The organism is Bradyrhizobium sp. 521_C7_N1_3 (genome assembly GCF_052075975.1).
Classification (GTDB): Bacteria; Pseudomonadota; Alphaproteobacteria; order Rhizobiales; family Xanthobacteraceae; genus Bradyrhizobium; species Bradyrhizobium japonicum.
Map to the genome: position 1 here is coordinate 4,551,099 of NZ_CP197232.1, position 18,568 is coordinate 4,569,666.

The 18,568-nt window shown below is 61.4% G+C and carries 15 protein-coding genes and 2 pseudogenes; 9 read left to right on the forward strand and 8 right to left on the reverse strand.

From position 1 onward, the window contains the following. Positions 1 to 36 precede the first annotated feature (36 nt). The 5 genes from AB7008_RS20765 (at position 37) to ald (ending at position 6,351) form a co-directional block, all read left to right on the forward strand. Positions 37 to 1,101, forward strand: a complete 1,065-nt coding sequence (locus AB7008_RS20765) for a four-carbon acid sugar kinase family protein (RefSeq protein ID WP_038958336.1) — start codon at positions 37 to 39, stop codon at positions 1,099 to 1,101. Then, a complete protein-coding gene (pdxA, locus tag AB7008_RS20770; protein ID WP_038958334.1) occupies positions 1,101 to 2,105 on the forward strand; it encodes a 4-hydroxythreonine-4-phosphate dehydrogenase PdxA in 1,005 nt (334 codons plus the stop codon). Before AB7008_RS20765 ends, pdxA begins: the two co-directional genes overlap by 1 nt. Next, a complete protein-coding gene (locus tag AB7008_RS20775; protein WP_038958333.1) occupies positions 2,105 to 3,133 on the forward strand; it encodes a cupin domain-containing protein in 1,029 nt (342 codons plus the stop codon). The genes pdxA and AB7008_RS20775 overlap by 1 nt, the downstream gene beginning before the upstream one ends. A gap of 199 nt (positions 3,134 to 3,332) precedes the next feature. Beyond that, positions 3,333 to 4,655 carry an NAD(P)/FAD-dependent oxidoreductase gene (locus AB7008_RS20780; protein WP_038958332.1) on the forward strand — a complete coding sequence of 441 codons (1,323 nt, stop codon included), beginning with the start codon at positions 3,333 to 3,335 and terminating at the stop codon, positions 4,653 to 4,655. A 583-nt stretch (positions 4,656 to 5,238) separates the two neighbouring features. After that, positions 5,239 to 6,351, forward strand: coding sequence for an alanine dehydrogenase (gene ald / locus AB7008_RS20785; RefSeq protein ID WP_038958331.1), 1,113 nt, complete (start codon positions 5,239 to 5,241; stop codon positions 6,349 to 6,351). 169 nt (positions 6,352 to 6,520) lie between these two features. On the opposite strand, the gene AB7008_RS20790 is transcribed toward ald, so the two are convergent. Continuing rightward, complete coding sequence (locus AB7008_RS20790; RefSeq protein WP_038958330.1) at positions 6,521 to 7,960, reverse strand: FAD-binding oxidoreductase; 1,440 nt, start codon at positions 7,958 to 7,960, stop codon at positions 6,521 to 6,523. Positions 7,961 to 8,525: 565 nt separating this feature from the next. Between AB7008_RS20790 and AB7008_RS20795 the strand changes: the two genes are divergently transcribed. Together AB7008_RS20795 and AB7008_RS20800 are read left to right on the forward strand one after the other, a co-directional pair. Next, a complete protein-coding gene (locus tag AB7008_RS20795) occupies positions 8,526 to 10,262 on the forward strand; it encodes a methyl-accepting chemotaxis protein (protein ID WP_212495956.1) in 1,737 nt (578 codons plus the stop codon). Positions 10,263 to 10,407: 145 nt separating this feature from the next. After that, entirely contained in the window at positions 10,408 to 10,641 is a 234-nt protein-coding gene (locus AB7008_RS20800) for a hypothetical protein (RefSeq protein WP_157789171.1), read from the forward strand. A 377-nt stretch (positions 10,642 to 11,018) separates the two neighbouring features. Here the strand turns inward: AB7008_RS20800 and AB7008_RS20805 are convergent, their stop codons facing one another. The 4 genes and pseudogenes from AB7008_RS20805 to AB7008_RS20820 all read right to left on the reverse strand — a co-directional run. Continuing rightward, complete coding sequence (locus AB7008_RS20805; protein WP_441259447.1) at positions 11,019 to 11,501, reverse strand: response regulator; 483 nt, start codon at positions 11,499 to 11,501, stop codon at positions 11,019 to 11,021. Further along, positions 11,498 to 12,040, reverse strand: a complete 543-nt coding sequence (locus AB7008_RS20810) for a sensor histidine kinase (RefSeq protein WP_370151719.1) — start codon at positions 12,038 to 12,040, stop codon at positions 11,498 to 11,500. The genes AB7008_RS20805 and AB7008_RS20810 overlap by 4 nt, the downstream gene beginning before the upstream one ends. Before the next feature lie 2 nt (positions 12,041 to 12,042). Continuing rightward, positions 12,043 to 12,853: pseudogene (locus AB7008_RS20815) on the reverse strand (PAS domain-containing protein); the annotation flags it as partial. Positions 12,854 to 12,901: 48 nt separating this feature from the next. Further along, positions 12,902 to 13,816 (reverse strand): annotated as a pseudogene (locus AB7008_RS20820) (PAS domain S-box protein); the annotation flags it as partial. 153 nt (positions 13,817 to 13,969) lie between these two features. Here AB7008_RS20820 and AB7008_RS20825 point away from each other — a divergent pair. After that, complete coding sequence (locus AB7008_RS20825) at positions 13,970 to 15,421, forward strand: carbohydrate porin (RefSeq protein ID WP_441259448.1); 1,452 nt, start codon at positions 13,970 to 13,972, stop codon at positions 15,419 to 15,421. Here AB7008_RS20825 and AB7008_RS20830 read toward each other — a convergent pair. The 3 genes from AB7008_RS20830 to AB7008_RS20840 are packed head-to-tail and all read right to left on the reverse strand — an operon-like array spanning position 15,418 to position 17,517. Next, positions 15,418 to 15,855 (reverse strand): DUF3147 family protein, encoded by a 438-nt coding sequence (locus AB7008_RS20830; protein WP_038958325.1) that lies wholly within the window; start codon positions 15,853 to 15,855, stop codon positions 15,418 to 15,420. The two genes, AB7008_RS20825 and AB7008_RS20830, sit on opposite strands and share 4 nt — an antisense overlap. A 5-nt stretch (positions 15,856 to 15,860) precedes the next feature. Next, positions 15,861 to 16,202 carry a DUF3147 family protein gene (locus tag AB7008_RS20835; protein WP_038958324.1) on the reverse strand — a complete coding sequence of 114 codons (342 nt, stop codon included), beginning with the start codon at positions 16,200 to 16,202 and terminating at the stop codon, positions 15,861 to 15,863. Between the two features lie 19 nt (positions 16,203 to 16,221). Continuing rightward, positions 16,222 to 17,517: an NRAMP family divalent metal transporter gene (locus AB7008_RS20840; RefSeq protein ID WP_248882534.1), complete on the reverse strand. Its 1,296-nt coding sequence runs from the start codon at positions 17,515 to 17,517 to the stop codon at positions 16,222 to 16,224. 463 nt (positions 17,518 to 17,980) lie between these two features. Between AB7008_RS20840 and AB7008_RS20845 the strand changes: the two genes are divergently transcribed. Further along, positions 17,981 to 18,541, forward strand: coding sequence for a phosphatase PAP2 family protein (locus AB7008_RS20845; RefSeq protein ID WP_038958322.1), 561 nt, complete (start codon positions 17,981 to 17,983; stop codon positions 18,539 to 18,541). Positions 18,542 to 18,568: the final 27 nt, after the last annotated feature.

Consider the following 18,568-nt stretch of genomic DNA (forward strand, 5'->3'; position numbering starts at 1 on the left):
GCTTTTTAAGTCGGATTTGGTTGGCATAATTGCCGTATGCGAACCAATCGCCAATACACGATCGGGATCCTTGCCGACGACCTGACCAGCGCCGCTGATGGGGCCGCGCCGTTTGTCCAGCGGGGCCTGCGAGCCCTCGTCGGCCGACGCCGGCTGCCTCTACAGCAGGCTCCCGTCCTCGCCGTCGATTGCGGATCGCGATCGCTTCAGGCATCGCAAGCGGCACAGCGAGCGTCGGAACTTGCCGCGCAACTCGCTTCACGAGATGTTCTCTACAAGACCGTGGACTCGACTCTTCGCGGGCATGTGAGGGCCGAGATCGAAGCGGCCTTCATCGCAAGCGGCCGCAAGACGCTGGTCTTCGCACCTGCGTTTCCGGGCGCAGGGCGTACGACCGTCGGCGGCGTTCAGCTTGTCGATGGCATTCCGGTCGCGGAGAGCGGTTATGGTCGCGATCCTGTCCATCCGGCGCGACACTCGCGACTGGTTGAGCTCGTCCCGTCCTCCATCGGCAATGTTGTCATCCTTGATGCTGCGACCCAGGGCGAACTCGACGCAAAGATTGCAGCATTGCCGGATCCGGAGTCGATCCTGTGGGTTGGCTCTCCGGGCATGGCTCTGACTTTGGCGAAGTGGTTTGCACCGGCTCAGGTTACGTCCGACGTGGCGCTAGCCGGGGGGAGCGAGATTCTCGTTGTTGTCGGCAGCGCGAACCCGCGCAGCCGTCGTCAGGCCGATCGTATCGGAGTGGAGCACGGCGTAGCCCTGTTACGAGCTCCAGTGGAACGTATCGACGACCCCCACTCAATCCTGCGCGACATTGCGCAGACTGCGGCTCGAAAGCTGGTCGATGAGCGTTTCGACGTGGTGATAGCCACCGGCGGGGATACGATGGAAGCGATCCTCGATGGCCTTGACATCTCTGCGTTCGAGATCTTGCAGGAGCTCGAGCCAGGCTTTCCGCTTGGCCGCGCGTTCCTCGAGAATGGACGAGAGCTGCTCATCGCGATGAAGGCAGGCGGCTTTGGCGACGACAATACGCTGCATCGTGCGATCGAGCAGCTCCGCCTTGGCGCCTCCGTATCAGGACAAGTTCTGTGATGACCCAAACCGCTCCCCTCGCCATCACCATGGGCGATCCCTCCGGCATCGGCCCGGAGATCGTGGCGAAGACATTGGCCAAAGGCGCTGAAAGCGTCGTCGTCTTCGGCAGCTCGGTCGTGATGGAGGATGTCGTCCGTCGTCTGGATCTCGGCCTCAAGGTCAAGCGCATCGCCGATCCTCAAGAGGCGCGCACTGAGCCGCGGTCCATCGAGGTCATTGAGGCGACGCAGATCATCGCGCCGCCTCCGCTCGGGAGCATCAGCGCCATATCCGGCCAAGCCTCCTTCGACGCCGTCGTTGCCGCCATCGCGGCAGCCAAAACCGGCAAGGTCAGCGGCATCGTTACCGCGCCGATCAACAAAGAAGCGATGGCAAGCGCGGGCATTCGCTATCCCGGGCACACCGAGATTCTCGCTGAGTATGGTGGCGCGAAGCGCGTCGCGATGATGCTGGCCAACGACGATATCCGCACGGTTCTCGTCACCATCCACACGGCGCTGCGCAAAGCCATCGACGAAGCCGATTTTGATGCGCAGATGTCGGCGATCCGGCTTGCAAACGAGGGTGGGAAGGCCCTCGGCATCGCAGCACCGCGCGTTGCGGTTGCAGGGCTCAACCCTCATGCCGGCGAAGGCGGTCTCTTCGGCGACGAGGAAATCCGGATCATTGGCCCCGCAATTGAGGCGGCACGCGCCGAGGGCATCGACGCCAGCGGTCCCTGGCCGGGCGACACCGTCTACATGCAGGCCCGCAAAGGCCGCTTCGATGTCGTCGTGGCCCAGTATCACGATCAGGGCCTGATCCCGGTGAAATATCTCGGCCTCGAAAAGGGTGTGAACATCACGCTCGGCCTGACGTTCGTCCGTACAAGCCCTGACCACGGCACGGCGTTCGACATTGCAGGGCGAGGCATCGCCGACACCGGCAGTCTCGAGACTGCGCTGGCCTACGCGCGAAGGCTCGTCGCCGCGCAAATCAAGACCAAGGAAGGGGTAGTCTAATGGGCCTTCGCTTCATTTTCATGCTCACGCGCAACGATCGCACCGTCGAGGAAGCCTCGGAGCAACTCAAGACCGCCCTGAGCCTCGGCGTTCGCCACATTGGCTTCAAGGACATCGGCCTACCGATGGACCGTCTCAAAGTTCTCAACCAGGCCATCAAGTCAGACGGCGCGACCTCCTATCTCGAAGTCGTCTCACTCGATCAGCAGCGTGAGATTGTTTCGGCGAAGGCAGCCGTCGAAATCGGCGTCGACGTCCTGCTCGGCGGCACACGCGTTGACGACGTCCTGCCGATCCTTGCCGGCACGGACATTCAATACTGCCCCTTCCCGGGTCGCATCACCGGTCACCCGAGCGTGCTCGAAGGGAGCATCGAGGAGATCGTCGAGAGCGCCAAGGCGCTTGCCTCGCGGGAGGGCGTGCATGGCCTCGACCTGCTCGCCTATCGTTCCAAGGAACACGTCCCGGCCCTCATCAAGGCGGTATGCGCGGCGGTATCCAAGCCCGTCTATGTGGCCGGCTCGATTGATACGCCCGAGCGGATCGCCGCCCTGAAGGACGCGGGGGCCGCCGGCTTCACCGTCGGCACCGCCGCGTTGGACGGCAAGTATCCGGCCGACGACAAGGACGTCGCTCGACAGCTCGGGGCCATCATTCGTGACGTGGCCGCGCTTAATCGACATCTCTCGCCGCTCCACAAGAAGAACTTGGCCAACTCGTTCGGGCAGCTCAAGGAGACCTGGTCTCCGAAGATCGCCGGTCAGATCAACGATATGCAGATCAAGCTCGCCAAGTTCGCGGGCGAGTTCGCCTGGCGCTTTCACAGGAGCAGTGACGAACTCTTCCTGGTGCACAAGGGCCGCCTGCTGATGAAATTCCGCGATCGGGACGAGATCATCGAGCAAGGCGAGTTCATCGTGGTCCCGCGCGGGGTCGAGCATTGCCCTGCCGCGCTGGACGACATCTGCGAGGTCGTGCTGCTCGAACCCGGCACAGCCCTGGATGCCGGCACCGCTCAGGACGGCTAGACCGTCTAGCTGCGATCGGAACAAACGTTTATGGCCGTCGACCATGCGCTTGAGCAGCTCATATCGCTCAAGCGCTCAAAAACCCGAACATCTTGCGAAGTTCTAGATGATTTCAGCACATTGTATCGCGCGCACGATGCGATGAAGGGCTGATCGGAACTTTGCTTCCGCATTCCTGGCAGCCGAGGTTCGTTGAAACATGTCGCCCCGCGTCGAGCGCATTCACAGCGATGAGCGCCTCCCGGCCGAGGCCGACGTTGTCATCGTCGGCGGCGGCATCCTCGGCTCCACCGCCGCCTACTACCTCGCAAAGCGTGCCCTCTCTGTGGCGCTCCTCGAGAAGGGCCACGTCGCCTGTGAACAATCGAGCCGAAACTGGGGTTGGTGCCGCCAGCAGAACCGCGACCGGCGCGAACTGCCGCTCTCGGTGATCTCCATGCGGCTATGGGACGAGCTCACGCGCGATATCAATCGGGACCTCGGATTTCGACGCTGCGGTCTCGTCTATGCGACCCACGACGAGGCCGTGCTCGCCGGCTGGGAAAAGTGGCGCGGGATCGCCAGGGAGTACGACGTCGACACCCGCGTGCTGAGCCGGGCGGAGGTGGCCGAGCGCGTCCCCGAAGCGCGTGACAAATGGGTCGGCGGGACCTATTCGGAACGGGACGGCAAGGCCGAACCTGCGCTCGCCGCGCCGGCTATCGCCGAGGGGGCCAGAACTCTGGGCGCCACGATCCACCAGGGATGCGCGGCGCGTGCGCTCGATCTGGCCAATGGCAAGATCGCGGGTGTGCACACGGAGAAGGGCTACATCAGAACCAGCGCGGTGCTGTGCGCCGCCGGCGCCTGGTCTTCGCGCTTCCTTCGGCCGCTCGGGATCAGTTTCCCCCAAGCGAGCATCCGGCAGACCGCGCTGCGTTCCACCCCCACAATCAATATCGGCGAGGCGGTCTCGACACCCTACTGCACGATCACGCGTCGACTGGACGGCAGCTACACGCTTGCGATCAGCGGCAAGGCGAACCTCGAAATCACGCCCCAGGCGATCCGGTATAGCCGGGAATTCATGCCGCAGTTCTTGCGTCGTCTGAAGAACGTCAGGCTCGGCGTCGGGCGATCGTTCGTTTCGGGGCCGGATTCGATGCCGGCGCTGCTGACCAACGACGATCGGATATTCGAACAGAATCGCGTGCTGGATCCTCCCCCCTTGAAATGGCTGGTGAGCCAGGTGGTGGAGAGTGTCCGGAAAACGTTCCCCCAACTCGGCGAGATAAAGATCGATAGCGCCTGGGGCGGCTTCGTCGATTGCACGCCTGACGCAGTGCCTGTGGTGTCGCAGGTGGACGGCGTGGAAGGCCTCGTCCTCGCGGCGGGCTGCTCGGGTCACGGCTTCGGTTTGGGCCCGGGGCTTGGCTATCTTGCCGCAGAGCTTGTCGTAAACGACACGCCTTGCGTCGATCCCACACCTTTCCGGCTGTCACGTCTGGTCGACGGCTCGAAGCTGGACATCGCCGCCATCTGAAGATCGAGCCGAAAGTCAGGCCTGGCGCGCGCGGCAAAGCCTGCCCAGAAGCAATCTGGTCAGGGAAACTCCTGCCCTGCGGGGAATAGAGGTGGCCGCGCCGTGGGGCGCGCTCATGATACCGCTCCCGTTCTCGTGCCAATCATATCGACGGTCGATGCGGTGTCGGGTCTGGTCATCGCCTCGGGCTTCAGTGGACATGGCGTCGGAATTGGCCCCGGTAGCGGCCTTCTCACGAGCCAGCTGGCGACGGGGGAAACGCCCTGTGTCGATTGGAGCCCGTATCGACTTGCTCGCTTCAGTGACGGGTCAGTGATCCGCCGTCCTGAGTTGCCCGACGCCGGCGCCGGTCATCGACAACGTTCGCCGCCGCGTTGAGCTTCGCCATTCGGCTTCGTCGCGCGTCAGCGCCGACGGCACATCATCTCAACCACGGCATCTTCAATGCAATACCATGCCGGACTTTGCCCCATTCTAGTTACGCAATGCCGTCACATCCAAACTACGCTGCGGTGGCGTCCAGTTCATTAGGTTGATGTCGCCGTTCGTCTGCGAAGACATCGTCTATCAGAGGAGATCCCGAGTGAAGATCGGTGTGCCCAAGGAAATCAAGACGCATGAATATCGCGTAGGCCTCACGCCTGGAGCCGTTCGGGAATATGTGGCGGCAGGCCATGACGTCTTGGTGGAGACCAATGCGGGCGCTGGCATTGGCGTGACGGATGATGACTATCGCGGCGCGGGCGCAACGATTGCCGGCTCCGCGCGCGAGGTGTTTGCATCGAGCGGCATGATCGTCAAGGTGAAGGAGCCGCAGCCGTCAGAATGGACGCTGCTCCGAGAGAACCAGGTTCTGTTCACCTATCTCCATCTTGCACCCGATCCGGAACAGGCCAAAGGTCTGCTGAAATCCGGATGCACGGCGGTCGCCTACGAAACCGTGACTGACGAGCATGGCGGACTTCCGTTGCTTGCGCCGATGAGCGAGGTCGCGGGCCGGCTGGCGATCGAAGCTGCGGGTGCGGCACTCAGGCGATATGCCGGTGGGCGAGGGCTCTTGATGGGCGGCGTTCCGGGCGTTCAACCGGCGCGCGTCGTGGTGCTCGGAGGCGGGGTCGTCGGCACGCACGCTGCCCGTATGGCGGTGGGCTTGGGTGCCGAGGTCACCATTCTCGATCGCTCAATACCGCGGCTTCGTGAATTGGATGAGTTGTTCGAAGGACGCGTTCGTACGAGATTCTCGACCATAGACGTCCTCGAGAACGAGGTATTTGCCGCAGACGCCGTTATTGGCGCAGTGCTCATTCCGGGTGCGAGCGCGCCGAAACTCGTCGGCCGCAAGATGCTGAGCACGATGCGCAAAGGATCCGTGATCGTGGACGTAGCCATCGACCAGGGCGGATGCTTCGAGACATCGCGTCCTACCACGCATGCCGATCCGACTTACGAAGTGGATGGCGTCATCCACTATTGCGTGGCCAACATGCCGGGTGCTGTGCCGCTAACTTCGAGCCAGGCGCTGAATAACGCTACGCTACCATTTGGCCTGGCTCTGGCCAACAAGGGATTCGCCGCCGTGCTCGAAGATCCCCATTTGCGTGCGGGACTAAATGTCCATCGCGGACGGCTGACTTCAAGGCCCGTGGCCGAGAGCCTCGGCCTGCCGTGCTCACCGATCGAACAGGTCGCGGCCTGATCGCGGTTTTAGCAGTCCCTAAGGGGTGTTTCCTCCCCAACTTGAGCCACTCCTTCGGAGTGGCTCTTTCTTTATATGGACGAGACGAATTGGTGTGATCGAGATGCCTCGCCGAAAACGCACTGCTTGGCCCCCTAAACGAAAGCATCGCCAACTCGCCGGCCGATGGTCAACAGACAGACTTCTCTCCTAACGGACGAACGACGGCGCCGGCGTTCATGATATCCGCCGGATCAAAGGCAGCCTTGATACGGCGCATCGCCGCGATACGCCCGACATCGCCGTACCGCTCCAGAAGGTGCTTCTTGAAACGACCGACGCCGTGCTCCGCGCTGAACGTGCCGCCGAGCGCTGCGGCCGTGTCGTAGAGTTGCAACGAAAGGCTGCTTTCGATCCGCTTGGTGAATTCCAGCCGGTCGACATCGGGAGGAACGAGCACGTTGTAGTGCAGATTGCCGTCGCCGACATGGCCGTAGACGGACAGCTCAAGGTCGGCGTCATACGATCGCATCTGCGAGCCGGCCAAATCCAGAAAGCGCTGAATGGAGGAAAGCGGTACCGAGATGTCGTGCTTGATCGATCCGTTCCTGCGCTTCTCGCCCTCGGGGATGGTCTCGCGGAGCCGCCACATCGCCGCCCGCTGCGATCCGCTCTGCGCCAGCAACGCGTCCTCGATCCATCCGGCCTCGATCACCTCGGCCAGAACGGCTTCCATCAGTTGGTCGAGATCGAGATGGCGTGAGGAAGAGGCGAACTCGACGAGGACGGCACCTGCTGAGCCCGCTCCAAGGGAGGGCGGGTCGGTCATTGCGTCGGTCGCGAGCGCGATGGCTCGGGCCGCCATAAATTCGAACGTGGTCAGCAGGTCTGAGGATTCGCGACGGACCAAGGCGAGAAGCTCGGCGAGCGGCGCGCCGTTCGCGAGTTTCAGCCAGGCAGTCGCGCGGCGGGTCGGCAAAGGCGCGAGACGCAACACTGCGCCGGTGACGATGCCGAGAGTCCCCTCGCTTCCGACGAAGCACTGTTTGACGTCGTAGCCGGTGTTGTTCTTCCGCAGCTTGCGCATGTCGGAGACCACCGTGCCGTCCGCCAGCACCGCCTCGATCCCGAGCAGCAGATCGCGCGTCATCCCGTACCTGACGACCGACAGCCCGCCGGCGTTCGTGCCGATGTTGCCGCCGATCCGGCAACTGCCTTCCGCGCCGAGGCTGAGCGGCAACAGAAGCCCGGCGGCTGCTGCGGCGTCCTGTACGTTTTTCAAGATGGCGCCGGCATCGACAGAAATACTCATGGAGACGGGATCGACTTCGCGAATCCTATCCATCCGCTCGAGGCTCACGATCATCTGTCGTCCCGAGGCGTCCGGCGTCGCGCCGCCGCAATAGCTGGTGTTGCCGCCTTGCGGAACGATTCCAATACTGTGGCGCGCCGCCAGCCGCACGATGTCCGCGACCTGCTGCGTCGTCGCCGGCTTGAGCACGGCAAGTGTGGAGCCCGTGAAGAGCTGACGTTGATCCGTTGTGTAGGCGACGATCCGCTCGACGTCCTCAACGATGCCCTCGCCGTCTAGAAGGTCGCGAAAGGCCCGAACGTGTACTGAGCAGGACATGTTCCACCCCCCGATTGGCACCGAACCATCTTTGCGCGTTCGTGCGGCATTGCTTGCCGTTCGGTGGCGCTTTCGAAGAAATCGATGCCGAAATGGGACGGGTTGTCGGCAGTTTCGGCCGGATTGTCGCGAAAGCCGAAGGAGCCAATTTCTCTCTACAGCGTACCGACAATTTCGGTCGCGGGCGCGGCGTCATACTGAACTTCACAGCTACCGATCCGATCAATGCGTTTGAACGGTGGCGGGTATCAGCGGTGAATACAGATACGCGAACGAGACGGGTACCAGCCCCCTTTGTGCCGCACTAACCCAGCGTCCCGGTCGCAGTCTCGCAATCGAGGAGCAGGCAGTTCCAGTCCGACTACGTCTCCTGCTGGAAGCTGTAATTAACTTGTTAAGCTCGCAATCCGTGTGAACTTTCAAGTGCTTGACGCCGATTCCGGTATTTCTCCTGAGGCCGCCGTTAACCAAATAGGAATTCGACGCGCTCAGTGTTTAGGCAACGGCGACCTACGTCCGAAGCGGCCGACAATGACTTGGCCGCGCGCTTTTGGGGAAATGTGCCATGTTGAGCCTTATTCAGAATTTGCGGATCGGTACCAAGCTCGCGGTTGCCTCGGCGCTCGGCATCCTCCTCGTCGCAGCCATGATCGCGGGCCAGATCGTCGGCAATGGCAATGTGCGCCACTCCAATGAGTCGGCGCTCGCGCAGCAGGTGCTGGCGCGGGATGCGGTCGAAGCCACGCTCGCGTTGCGCAGCATGCAGCTCAGCGCCCGCGACATTCGCCTCGCCAGCAATCCGGCTGACCTGCAAAAAGCAAACGATAGCCTCCTCGAACGGTCCAGATCTTTCAGCGACGCCGTTGAGGCGATGCTGAAGCTCTCGCGCTCGCTGGAAAATCGCGCGCGAATGGAAGAGCTCAAGCGTCTCCTGATGGTCTATCTCGAGGGCGTCCATCAGCTCGCATCGATCCGCAGCGAGGCCATCGCGGTCACCGGCGGCGACGCTGCTGCGCGCCTGGCCAAGTTCGCCGAAGAGAACGCGCGTGTGACCCGCGAGATCACGTTGCCGAACGCAGCCAAGATGGACACGCTGACCAACCAGATCGCCGATTTTGCCAAGCACCGAAGCGAGGAGGAGATCGCCGGTGCGGCGCAGGAGATGGCCGCGAGCGAGCGGCTCGGCATCATCATCGGTGCATGCGCCATGCTGGTGCTCATCGCTTCATGGTTCATGTCCTTCGTGACCATCGCACGGCCCATCAGCGCGCTGACGGTTGCGATGAATGAGCTCGCCGGCGGCAATTTCGCGGTGGTGCTGCCCGGGCTCGGCCGCAAGGACGAGGTCGGCGGCGTTGCCGGTGCGGTCGAGAGGTTCAAGGTCGTGTCCGAGCAGAAGGCGCGCGACGAAGCCGAGGCCAAGATCCGGCAGGACAAGGTCGCGACCGAGCAGCGCAAGGCTGAGATGCGCAAGCTCGCCGACAGCTTCGAATCCGCCGTGGGCGAGATCGTCGATACCGTCTCCTCGGCATCGACCGAGCTGGAGGCCTCCGCCTCGGCGCTCACCTCGACCGCGGAGCGCGCCCAGGAGCTCACCACCATGGTCGCTGCGGCGTCCGAGGAAGCGTCGACCAACGTGCAATCTGTGGCGTCGGCGACCGAGGAGCTGTCGTCCTCGATCACCGAGATTAGCCGGCAGGTTCAGGAGTCGGCACGGGTTGCAAGTGAGGCCGTCGGTCAGGCCCGCAGCACTACCGAGCGCGTCAGCGAGCTCTCGAAGGCGGCGACACGGATCGGCGATGTGGTCGAACTGATCAACACCATCGCCGGCCAGACCAATCTGTTGGCGCTCAACGCCACGATCGAGGCGGCCCGCGCGGGTGAGGCCGGGCGCGGCTTTGCGGTCGTTGCCTCCGAGGTCAAGGCGCTGGCCGAGCAGACCGCGAAGGCGACCGGCGAGATAGGTCAGCAGATCTCTGGTATCCAGACAGCGACGCACGAATCGGTCGGAGCTATCAAAGACATCAGCGACACCATCGAGAAACTCTCCGAGATATCCTCGACAATCGCGGCTGCGGTGGAAGAGCAGGGCGCGGCCACGCAGGAAATCTCCCGCAACGTACAGCAGGCTGCGCAGGGGACCCATCAGGTGTCGGCCAACATCACCGATGTGCAGCGCGGCGCGGGCGAGACCGGATCGGCATCCTCACAGATGCTTTCGGCGGCGCAATCGCTCGCGTCCGACAGCAACCGTCTCAAGCTCGAGGTCGGCAAATTCCTCGACACAGTGCGCGCGGCCTGAGGACGCGCGGGCAGACTTGATCAGAGGTTCAAGGTTCGGAAAATGGTCCGAACAGCCGATCGTGCGGCGAATGCTCGTTTTCGGTCTGATAAATGCAGAGTTGGGACCTGCAACTCATTGATTTTGCTTAATCCGGGATTGTCTCTTGATTGCTCGGGTCTGGATTTCAGGTGCCTACGCCAAGACGGTTGAATGTGTGATATCGCCAGCCCACGGCCAAGCGAGTCTCAGCTTAGCTGAGTTGCTCAGTTGGTCGCCTTCAAGCTTCAGAACGTTTTCATTTGGAAATGGCAACCAAGCTATTGAAATTGCTGAAGCGTGTTTTGACCATTTTTTCCAAATGCGCCATGAAATCATAGAACAATCAAACGGATTTTGATTTCGCCATTCGGAGGTTCGATCCCTCCCGCCCCAGCCAGCACTTAAGCTACTGAGTTCGCTACAAAAGACAAATCTGCTTTCACCAAATGTTGGAGCGCGTTTGGAAACATCCGGGGCTTGGTTAAGAATCGAAGGTATCCCGCGTGGTCCTCATTATCTATGGGGTTGCCTCTTTAGATTTCGTCCCGATGATATCGCGGGAATTGTCGAGGCAAAGGTCTTTTTCATTCGGATCGTAGGCTAGAGGGCTACGGCGAACAAATCGGGCGAGGCCTTTAGTTCGTTCTAGCTAGACGGACCCGACATTATTGGAGACTGCATCGGCTTGAGACGACCTGCACTATTTAGCTCGCGGAGGCAGACGCCGCAGAGACATCACCTTGAACTCGATTTCGCGATGGCTTCGCGAACCTGATTGATCAGCGACATCATGGTGTAGGGCTTCGACAGCCAGCCGAGAGGCGAAAATGGCCTGGCTCTCTCCCGCGTCTGCTGATCATCATGGGCCGTTGTAAACACGCAGCGCACGCCGACTTCGCGATAGAGATCGCCGGCAGCATCAATGCCGTCGCGGCGGCCGGCCAGGCGGATATCCATGATGGCGATCGCGGGTCTATGCGCCCGTGCGAGTGAAATGGCTTCCTCAGCCGTGGCGGCGATGCCGCTGATCTGAAAGCCGGCCGCGATCAACGCGCTCTCCGCCTCCATCGCAATCAGGAAATCATCCTCGACAATAAGGATCGCGGGCCTTTGCGGCGCCGCTTTGGCTACGTTCCCGGTCTCCGAAGCAGGCGGCTGATCACCGGCCCCGCCAGACGTGGACGCGCTGCGCTGTTTCTCAGATTCCGATGGCATCATGAGCTGGTCGTCGCGAAGCGCAGGCGAGCGCGCGAAGGCGCGCGTGTCACCTCGAATTCCCCGCGCAACTGGCGGGCTAAACCCTGCACAAGACGTAAGCCTGAGGAGTTCTGTTGAACGGCGCTCAACTCAAAACCAGGGCCGTCATCCTCCACCTCCAGCTCGTACTCTCCATCCCGTTCGTTCAGCGTCACGCGGATGCCATTCCGGTCCGGATCCTCGATGCCGTGCTTGGCAGCGTTCGTCAGCAGTTCGTTGAGGATGAGAGCGAGCGGCATGGCGATATCGTTGGACAGCACGCCCGTCGCCGGAGACCGCTCAATCCTCACGTTGTTTGGCAATGTCTGCTGTACCGTTTCCACCACCGCTCCGAGAAAATGCTCGGCGGAGAAGCGGGTGGCATCCGTCGTGCCATAAAGTACGCGTTGAGCCGCGGCCATCGCGGCGATGCGGCGGGAGGCTTCCTCGAGAACCTGACGCGCTTCCTCACTGCGTGCGCTCCGCGAAGCACCCTGCAGTAGACCTTGCAGCACCTGCATGTTGTTCTTGGTACGGTGATTGAGCTCATTCAGCAGCAGCCGCTGCTGTGTCTCGGCCTGCTTGCGCTCACTCAAATCCACCAGCATGTTGATGGCTCCGGTGACGTTTCCGAAGGCATCGCGCAAGGGAGTCGGGAACGGGATGAAGGGAACGCGCGTCCCGTCCGGTTTCTCGGCAACCGCTTCGACGCCCCGTACAGATCGGCCTTCCTTCAAGGCAATGGCCATCGGACATTGGTCGTGAGGCAACGGTGTTCCGTCCGGCCAGTAAAGTTTCCAGGTGACACACCATTCATCGGTGCCGAGCTCGGGCGTGCGGCCTGCGAGCTCGACCGCCGCCTGATTGAAGTAAGTGATCTTGCCGGCCGCGTCTGTTGTATAGATTGCCGCCGGTATCGCCGCGAGCAGCTCCTGCAATCGCCGTTCGCTTTCCCGGAGGCGCTCTTCCGCGAGTTTCCGTCCGGTGATATCGCGTGCAATTTTCGAGGCCCCCACAATGCGACCGCTGCGATCCCGTATCGGCGATATTGTCAGCGAGATATCGACCATGCCTCCATCTTTGCGACGGCGCACGGTTTCATAGTGGTGAATGGGTTCGCCACGCCTGATCCGAGCGAGAATGTCGGCCTCTTCTCCCTCGCGATCTTTGGGTATCAGCAGCATGATCGACCGCCCGATCACCTCCTCCTTGCGATACCCGAACAGCCGTTCAGCGCCTTCGTTCCAGGTCTGTATAATTCCGTCGAGATTTTTGCTGACGATCGCATCGTCAGAAGACTCGACAATCGCCGCGAGTTGCCGCGCATCGCGTTCAGCCACCCGTCGCGCTTCCTCGCCGGCGAGGCGAGCGAGGCTGAAGCCCAGCAATCGCGCAAGGACCAGTGCGACATCGATCTCGGCCTCGCTGAAGGAATGAGGAAGCCTGTGATAAGCCATGAATTTGCCGGTGAGGCGGCCATCCTGCAGAATGGGAATGAAGGCGGCTGCCTGAATGCCTTCTTCAAGGATGGTCCGCTTCAACGCGTCCGGCAGATCTGCTTTCGCGACATCCTCGATGCCTATGGGTTGCGGATCATGCGCGTCCGGCGTCCAAGGCGAATGCCCCTCGACCGCCTGTCGATAGCCTTGCGAAAGACCGCGCCAGGCCGCAAACCGCATGATCTGCGCCTCGTCAAACAGGAGGATTGATGCTCGCTCGCAAGCCAAGGCCCGTGTGATGGCATTAAGGGCGGCCTCGTAACAATCGGTGGACGAGGTGCAATGCTGCAATCGCTCCGAAAAGGCAAATAGCGCTGCCTGTTCTTCCATGCGACGTGCGAGTGCCTCTTCAGCCCGCTTGCGATTGGTGATGTCGTGCTGAACGCGAACCGCATAAAGAAAGCGCCCGTCAGCGTCGCGGACGCTCGACGACGTCACCTGGGCCCAGAAATGGCCGCCATCCTTGCGGGCAATGCGCTTTTCGATGCTGTAACGCTCGAACTCGCCCGCGAGCTGGCGCTGGAATTGATCGCGATCCTCCGACACATCTTCCGGATGCGTCTCCCCGAAAATTGTTCTGCCGAGCAGTTGGACAGCCGAATAGCCCGTGAGTTCGCAGAGCTGTTGATTGACCCGCAACATGCGGCCATTCTCGTCCACTTCAACGATGCCGGCGCCGACATGCTCGTAGGTTGCGGCAAGACGTGCGTCGAGGGGGGCCAATGGCTCCAGATCGTCACGGCCGGACGGCGCTCGATTTTGGATGTTCATTGGCCTCGTCCTCCCGCGCCGCGGCATGTCGCCTGACTTCCTTGCCGTCTCGGTCTGCCGAGGCCGGGCAAAGCGTTATGAAACGCACTTTTGGAACAAGAGTTCCTTTGGAGGGGACCGCAACGCACAAAACAACCGTTGGCGAATTAGCGTCGGGCGACTTGAAACCAGCCTCCGAACATGCCCATCCTCGAAAAGGGTCTCCTTGGCTGGGCTTACCAAGTGTCGGCATTGCTTCAAATCCGTCACCTCTGCAGTCTGACGCTGATTGCCGCGTGCCTTCTTGCAGCCGGGAATGTCTTCGCACAAGAGGACAAAAAGACGGATGACGACAAGCCGGCGGACCCAGACACGGGCGAGAGCACCGTCGAGGAAAAGACTCTCGGTTTATTGCCGAACCCTCTTCAGAAATACGGCGTCAAGTTTGCCGCGACCTATATCGGGGAAGGCCTCGGCAATTCGTCCGGCGGGCTGAAGCAAGGAGCGATCTACGAAGGCCGGTTGAACCTTGCCGTCGATGTCGATCTTGAGAAGCTCGCCGGCATCGACAAGCTCACTTTCCACGCCAACATGTTCCAGATTCACGGCGATGGGCTATCGCGCAGCAATCTGCAGAACTTCTTCGTGGTTAGCGGCATCGAAGCTCTGCCCTCGACCCGGTTGTACGAGGCTTACTTCGAGAAGCAGTGGGGCAACAAGAAAGTCTCGCTGAGGTTCGGCCAGTTGGCAGCCGACAGCGAGTTCTTCAACACAAAATACACTGATGTCTTCACCAATGCCTCGATGGGTTGGCCGGCAATTACTTCGCTTGATTTGCCCAGCGGCGGCCCGTCGCCTCCGTTGGCGGCCATGGGCATGAGGTTGCTCGTAAATGTCACCGACCAACTGTCAGTGCTCGGCGGCATATTCGACGGCGACCAGGCGGGGCCTGGGCCGGGCGATCCTCAGGAGCGTAACCGCTATGGCGTGAACTTCCGCATCAACGATCCGCCCCTGCTGCTCGGACAGATCCAGTACGCCTGGAATAACAAAAAGGGCGATGAAAACCCTGCCGGCCAAATCAAATTTGGCGCCTGGCGTCATTTGGGGAGCTTTGCCGACCAGCGTTTCGCATCCAACGGCGTTTCTCTGGCATCGCCCGCCAGCAGCGGCGAGCCCCTGCTGCTGTCCGGTGACATCGGCGGCTGGATGGTCTTCGAGCAGAAGCTCTATCGCATACCGAAGAGCGACGATCGTGGCATCGGCTTTTTTACCCGTGTCGCCGGCGCACCAGCTGATCGCAATCTGATCGATCTCTATGCGGACACCGGTATCGAGTTTATCGGCCTCAGCGATGCACGGCCGAACGACAAGCTCGGCATCGCGGCCGGCTATGCGCATGTCTCAAAGCGCGCGCAAGCGCTCGACGCTGATTATCGTGCTCTCGTCAATCTCAACTGGCCCATGCGAAACTTCGAAGGCCTTCTAACCGCCGTCTATCAGTACCAGATCAGGGACGGGTGGACGCTGCAGCCCAATTTTCAGTACATCATTCACCCCGGTGGAGGAGCAACGAACCCGTCAGGACCTCTAGCCGGAACGCCACTCAAGAATGCTTCCGTGTTCGGCTTGCGGACGACCCTTAAATTTTAGGAGGGACTTCCGAAACGTAGTTCGCGCCGTAGGCGCCACATGAGGACGGCGACCGCGAACCAGACGAGCGAAGCCGCTGCGAGGCAGAGCGCGGGCTGTAAAGCGCGTCCCTGCCACCAGATGAAGAGCGCGAAGCAGGCAAGGCCCAGACTTCCCCATCCGGCCCCGGCGGCATCAAGTGCGGCGGCAGCCTTTCCGCGTCGCTGCCCGCGCAGGCCGCTTTTCTCCTTGCGCTCACGCTCATGCTTCTCGATCAAGGTCGCACTGGCACAGAAGATCGCGGGAAAGGCCAGCATCAGCCCGCCGGCTTCCGGCCCTGTCCCGTCCGCGATAAGGCCAGCCACCACGGTTGCCAACCCGCCCAATGCAAAACGCACGACATATTCGTAAGGTCGTCCCTGCTTGAGTGCGGAGAACTTGAACTTGACAACCATGGCGGTCAGCCTATCAAAAGTTGCTTAAGGCCTATCGCGGCCATAAGCCAGACCGCGAGGGCGGCGAGTGTGGCCTTGAGTGCAGACCATTCGGCGCGCATCAATAACTGACAAACGACACAGCTGTAAGCCGCCAGTGCAATCGAACCGAGGACCATTGAGCGTCCTTCGATCACAACATAGTCGCCGCCATGTTTTGAAAAGGCGAGGCCGAGCGTTGCCAGAGCAACGGATGGCGCGGCGCCAAATAATCCCGCGAAACTTTTGGGCCGCAGTACGTCGCTTAGGACTGCAAACAGCGAGACGACCAAGCCGCCCACTAGAAAGCGCAGCGCGTAGTCCACCATCCCTCCTTGCTTGCCGTTTCTAGGACGATTCCGGCATCAGCATGCTGACCGCCATGCCGACGATGCAAAGAGCCATCGCCGCCGTCGATGCCCAGCCAAGCCAGTACAGCCAACCGTCGACCACGAGCTTGCCCATCACGTTAGGCCGTCTGACGAGCAGCATCAAAACAGCCATTACCGGTGCTGCCAGCACCCCGTTAATGACCGCGCTCCAGTAAAGCGCCTTGATCGGATCAATCGGCGTGAAATTGAGCGCCACACCGAGGCCGACCGAGAGGGCAAGCACAGAATAAAACGCCACGGCCTGGCGTGGTTTGCGGGAGAGGCCAACGGGCCACCTGCGGCCTTCGCCAATGGCATAGGCTGTCGAGCCAGCCAGCACCGGAACGGCGAGCAAACCCGTACCAATGATGCCGAGTGCAAAAACGAGTTCGGCAAGGCCCCCCGCAATCGGCTTCAAGGCCGCCGCGGCCTGCGCCGATGACTGCACGTCAGTCACCCCCTGCTGATGCAAGGTGGCTGCTGTCGTGATGATGATCGCGATCGCAATGAGGTTCGAGAAGGCCATGCCGATAATCGTATCGAGGCGAATGCGCCATAGCTCGCGTTCTTGAGAACGCACGTCTTCCTTGAGCGGTTTCTTATTGGGATTGATGCGCTGCTCCTCGGCTTCCTGCGAGGATTGCCAGATGAACAGGTAGGGCGAAATCGTTGTCCCGAGTATGGCGACCAACGTCGTCAGAAAGGCGCCGCTCCATTCGATCTTCGGGATGAATAGTCCCTTAAGGGCGTCAGCCCAGGGCACTTTGACGACTGCCAGAGCGACCACATAGGCAAAAAGCACCAGCGTCAGCCATTTAAGGATCGCGACATAGCGCTTGTAAGCGATGAAGATCTGCGCCAGCACCGAGATGACCGCAAAGCCAACGACGTACACGACCGCCGATCCGCCAATCACCAGCTTTGCTGCATCCGCCATGGCTCCGAGATCGGCTGCAACATTGATTGTGTTGGCGATAAAAAGAAAACTGACTAGCGCCCAGATCACCCAGCCGGGATAGTTGCGGCAGACATTGCCTGCGATCCCGTGTCCGGTCACCCGACCGATCCGGCCCGAAATCTCCTGGATCGCCACCATCAGGGGATAGCTGAGGAGCATCGTCCAGCCGATGGCAAATCCAAGTTGCGCGCCCGCCTGGCTGTAAGTGCCAATCCCCGACGGATCGTCATCCGATGCGCCCGTGATCAGGCCGGGTCCAAGCCGCTTCAGCAGGCCCGTCTTTTGACCCGGCTTTTTGGCGTCGGCTTTTGCCATGTGCTCCTCGGGATTGGGACTGCCGCCGAGCGTCCGGTGTGCAACGTCAAGAAGCAATGAGGGCTTCATGGCTAAGGTCAACGCGTGATGCCCGCGCGCAAGGTGCGGCGCGAACATTCATGTCAGCTGGTTTCTCAGAGCACTTCGACAGCCCTTTCGCCGACAGCCTCGTCTGACCAGTGTCGCCGGTTTAATGGTGCCAGAAGATCGCGAGCAGCAGAATGATCGGCAACGGTATGCCCAGCAACCACAACAACGCACCTCGTCCAAAGCCCATGGCTCTCTCCTCCAGTATCTGTCCCTTACTTCCAACGCGTCCGTCCGGCGCACAGTTCCTCGCCGGGAACGGTTTTCGAAGCGGTTGATTGAAAGACCAGGACGACTTGCTCTGCTTTCCAATCGATTTCTTACGGTGGTTTCTGCAGGGCGTAAGGACAGTCTGCGCAGGGAGGGAAGGCAGTCGATGACGATACGCGTGCATCCCTTGTCCGCTGATATCGAACTCGCGCGCGCGATCGCGCATCACAGCCGTCCGCTTCCGGAGCGGATTTCGGGCGCGCTTACCTGGGGAGCGGATGAGCATACTCTGACCGCGCTTGCCGTCGGATGGTGGGTCTGGTGTCGCGCCAAACCGCCGTCGCAGCGGCTTGCAAGCGATCATGTGCTGCTCACGACGCTCGCCTCCGTCCTGCTGCCACACATTCTCAAAAGACATTTTGACCAAGTGCGCCCGGACCGGCGCACCGTGCGCGGCCATCTGCATGGTGTCCCGCTTTCCGGCCGGGCGCTGGATGCCTTCCCGTCGGGGCACGCCGTGCATATTGGTGCCCTCGCATCCGCCGCCGCAGTCCTGCCGCCCGCCAAGCGCAATCTCGCGTGGGGCCTCGGCGCCGTGCTGGTGTCAACACGCGTGTTTCTGCTGGCTCACTGGGCAAGTGACGTGCTTGCAGGTCTGGCGATCGGAGCCGCGCTGGAGCGCATTATAAGGCTGCTGACGGGGTTTGGTCGTCGGGGATCGGCTTAATCATGGGCAGCTTCTTGCACCTCCCGG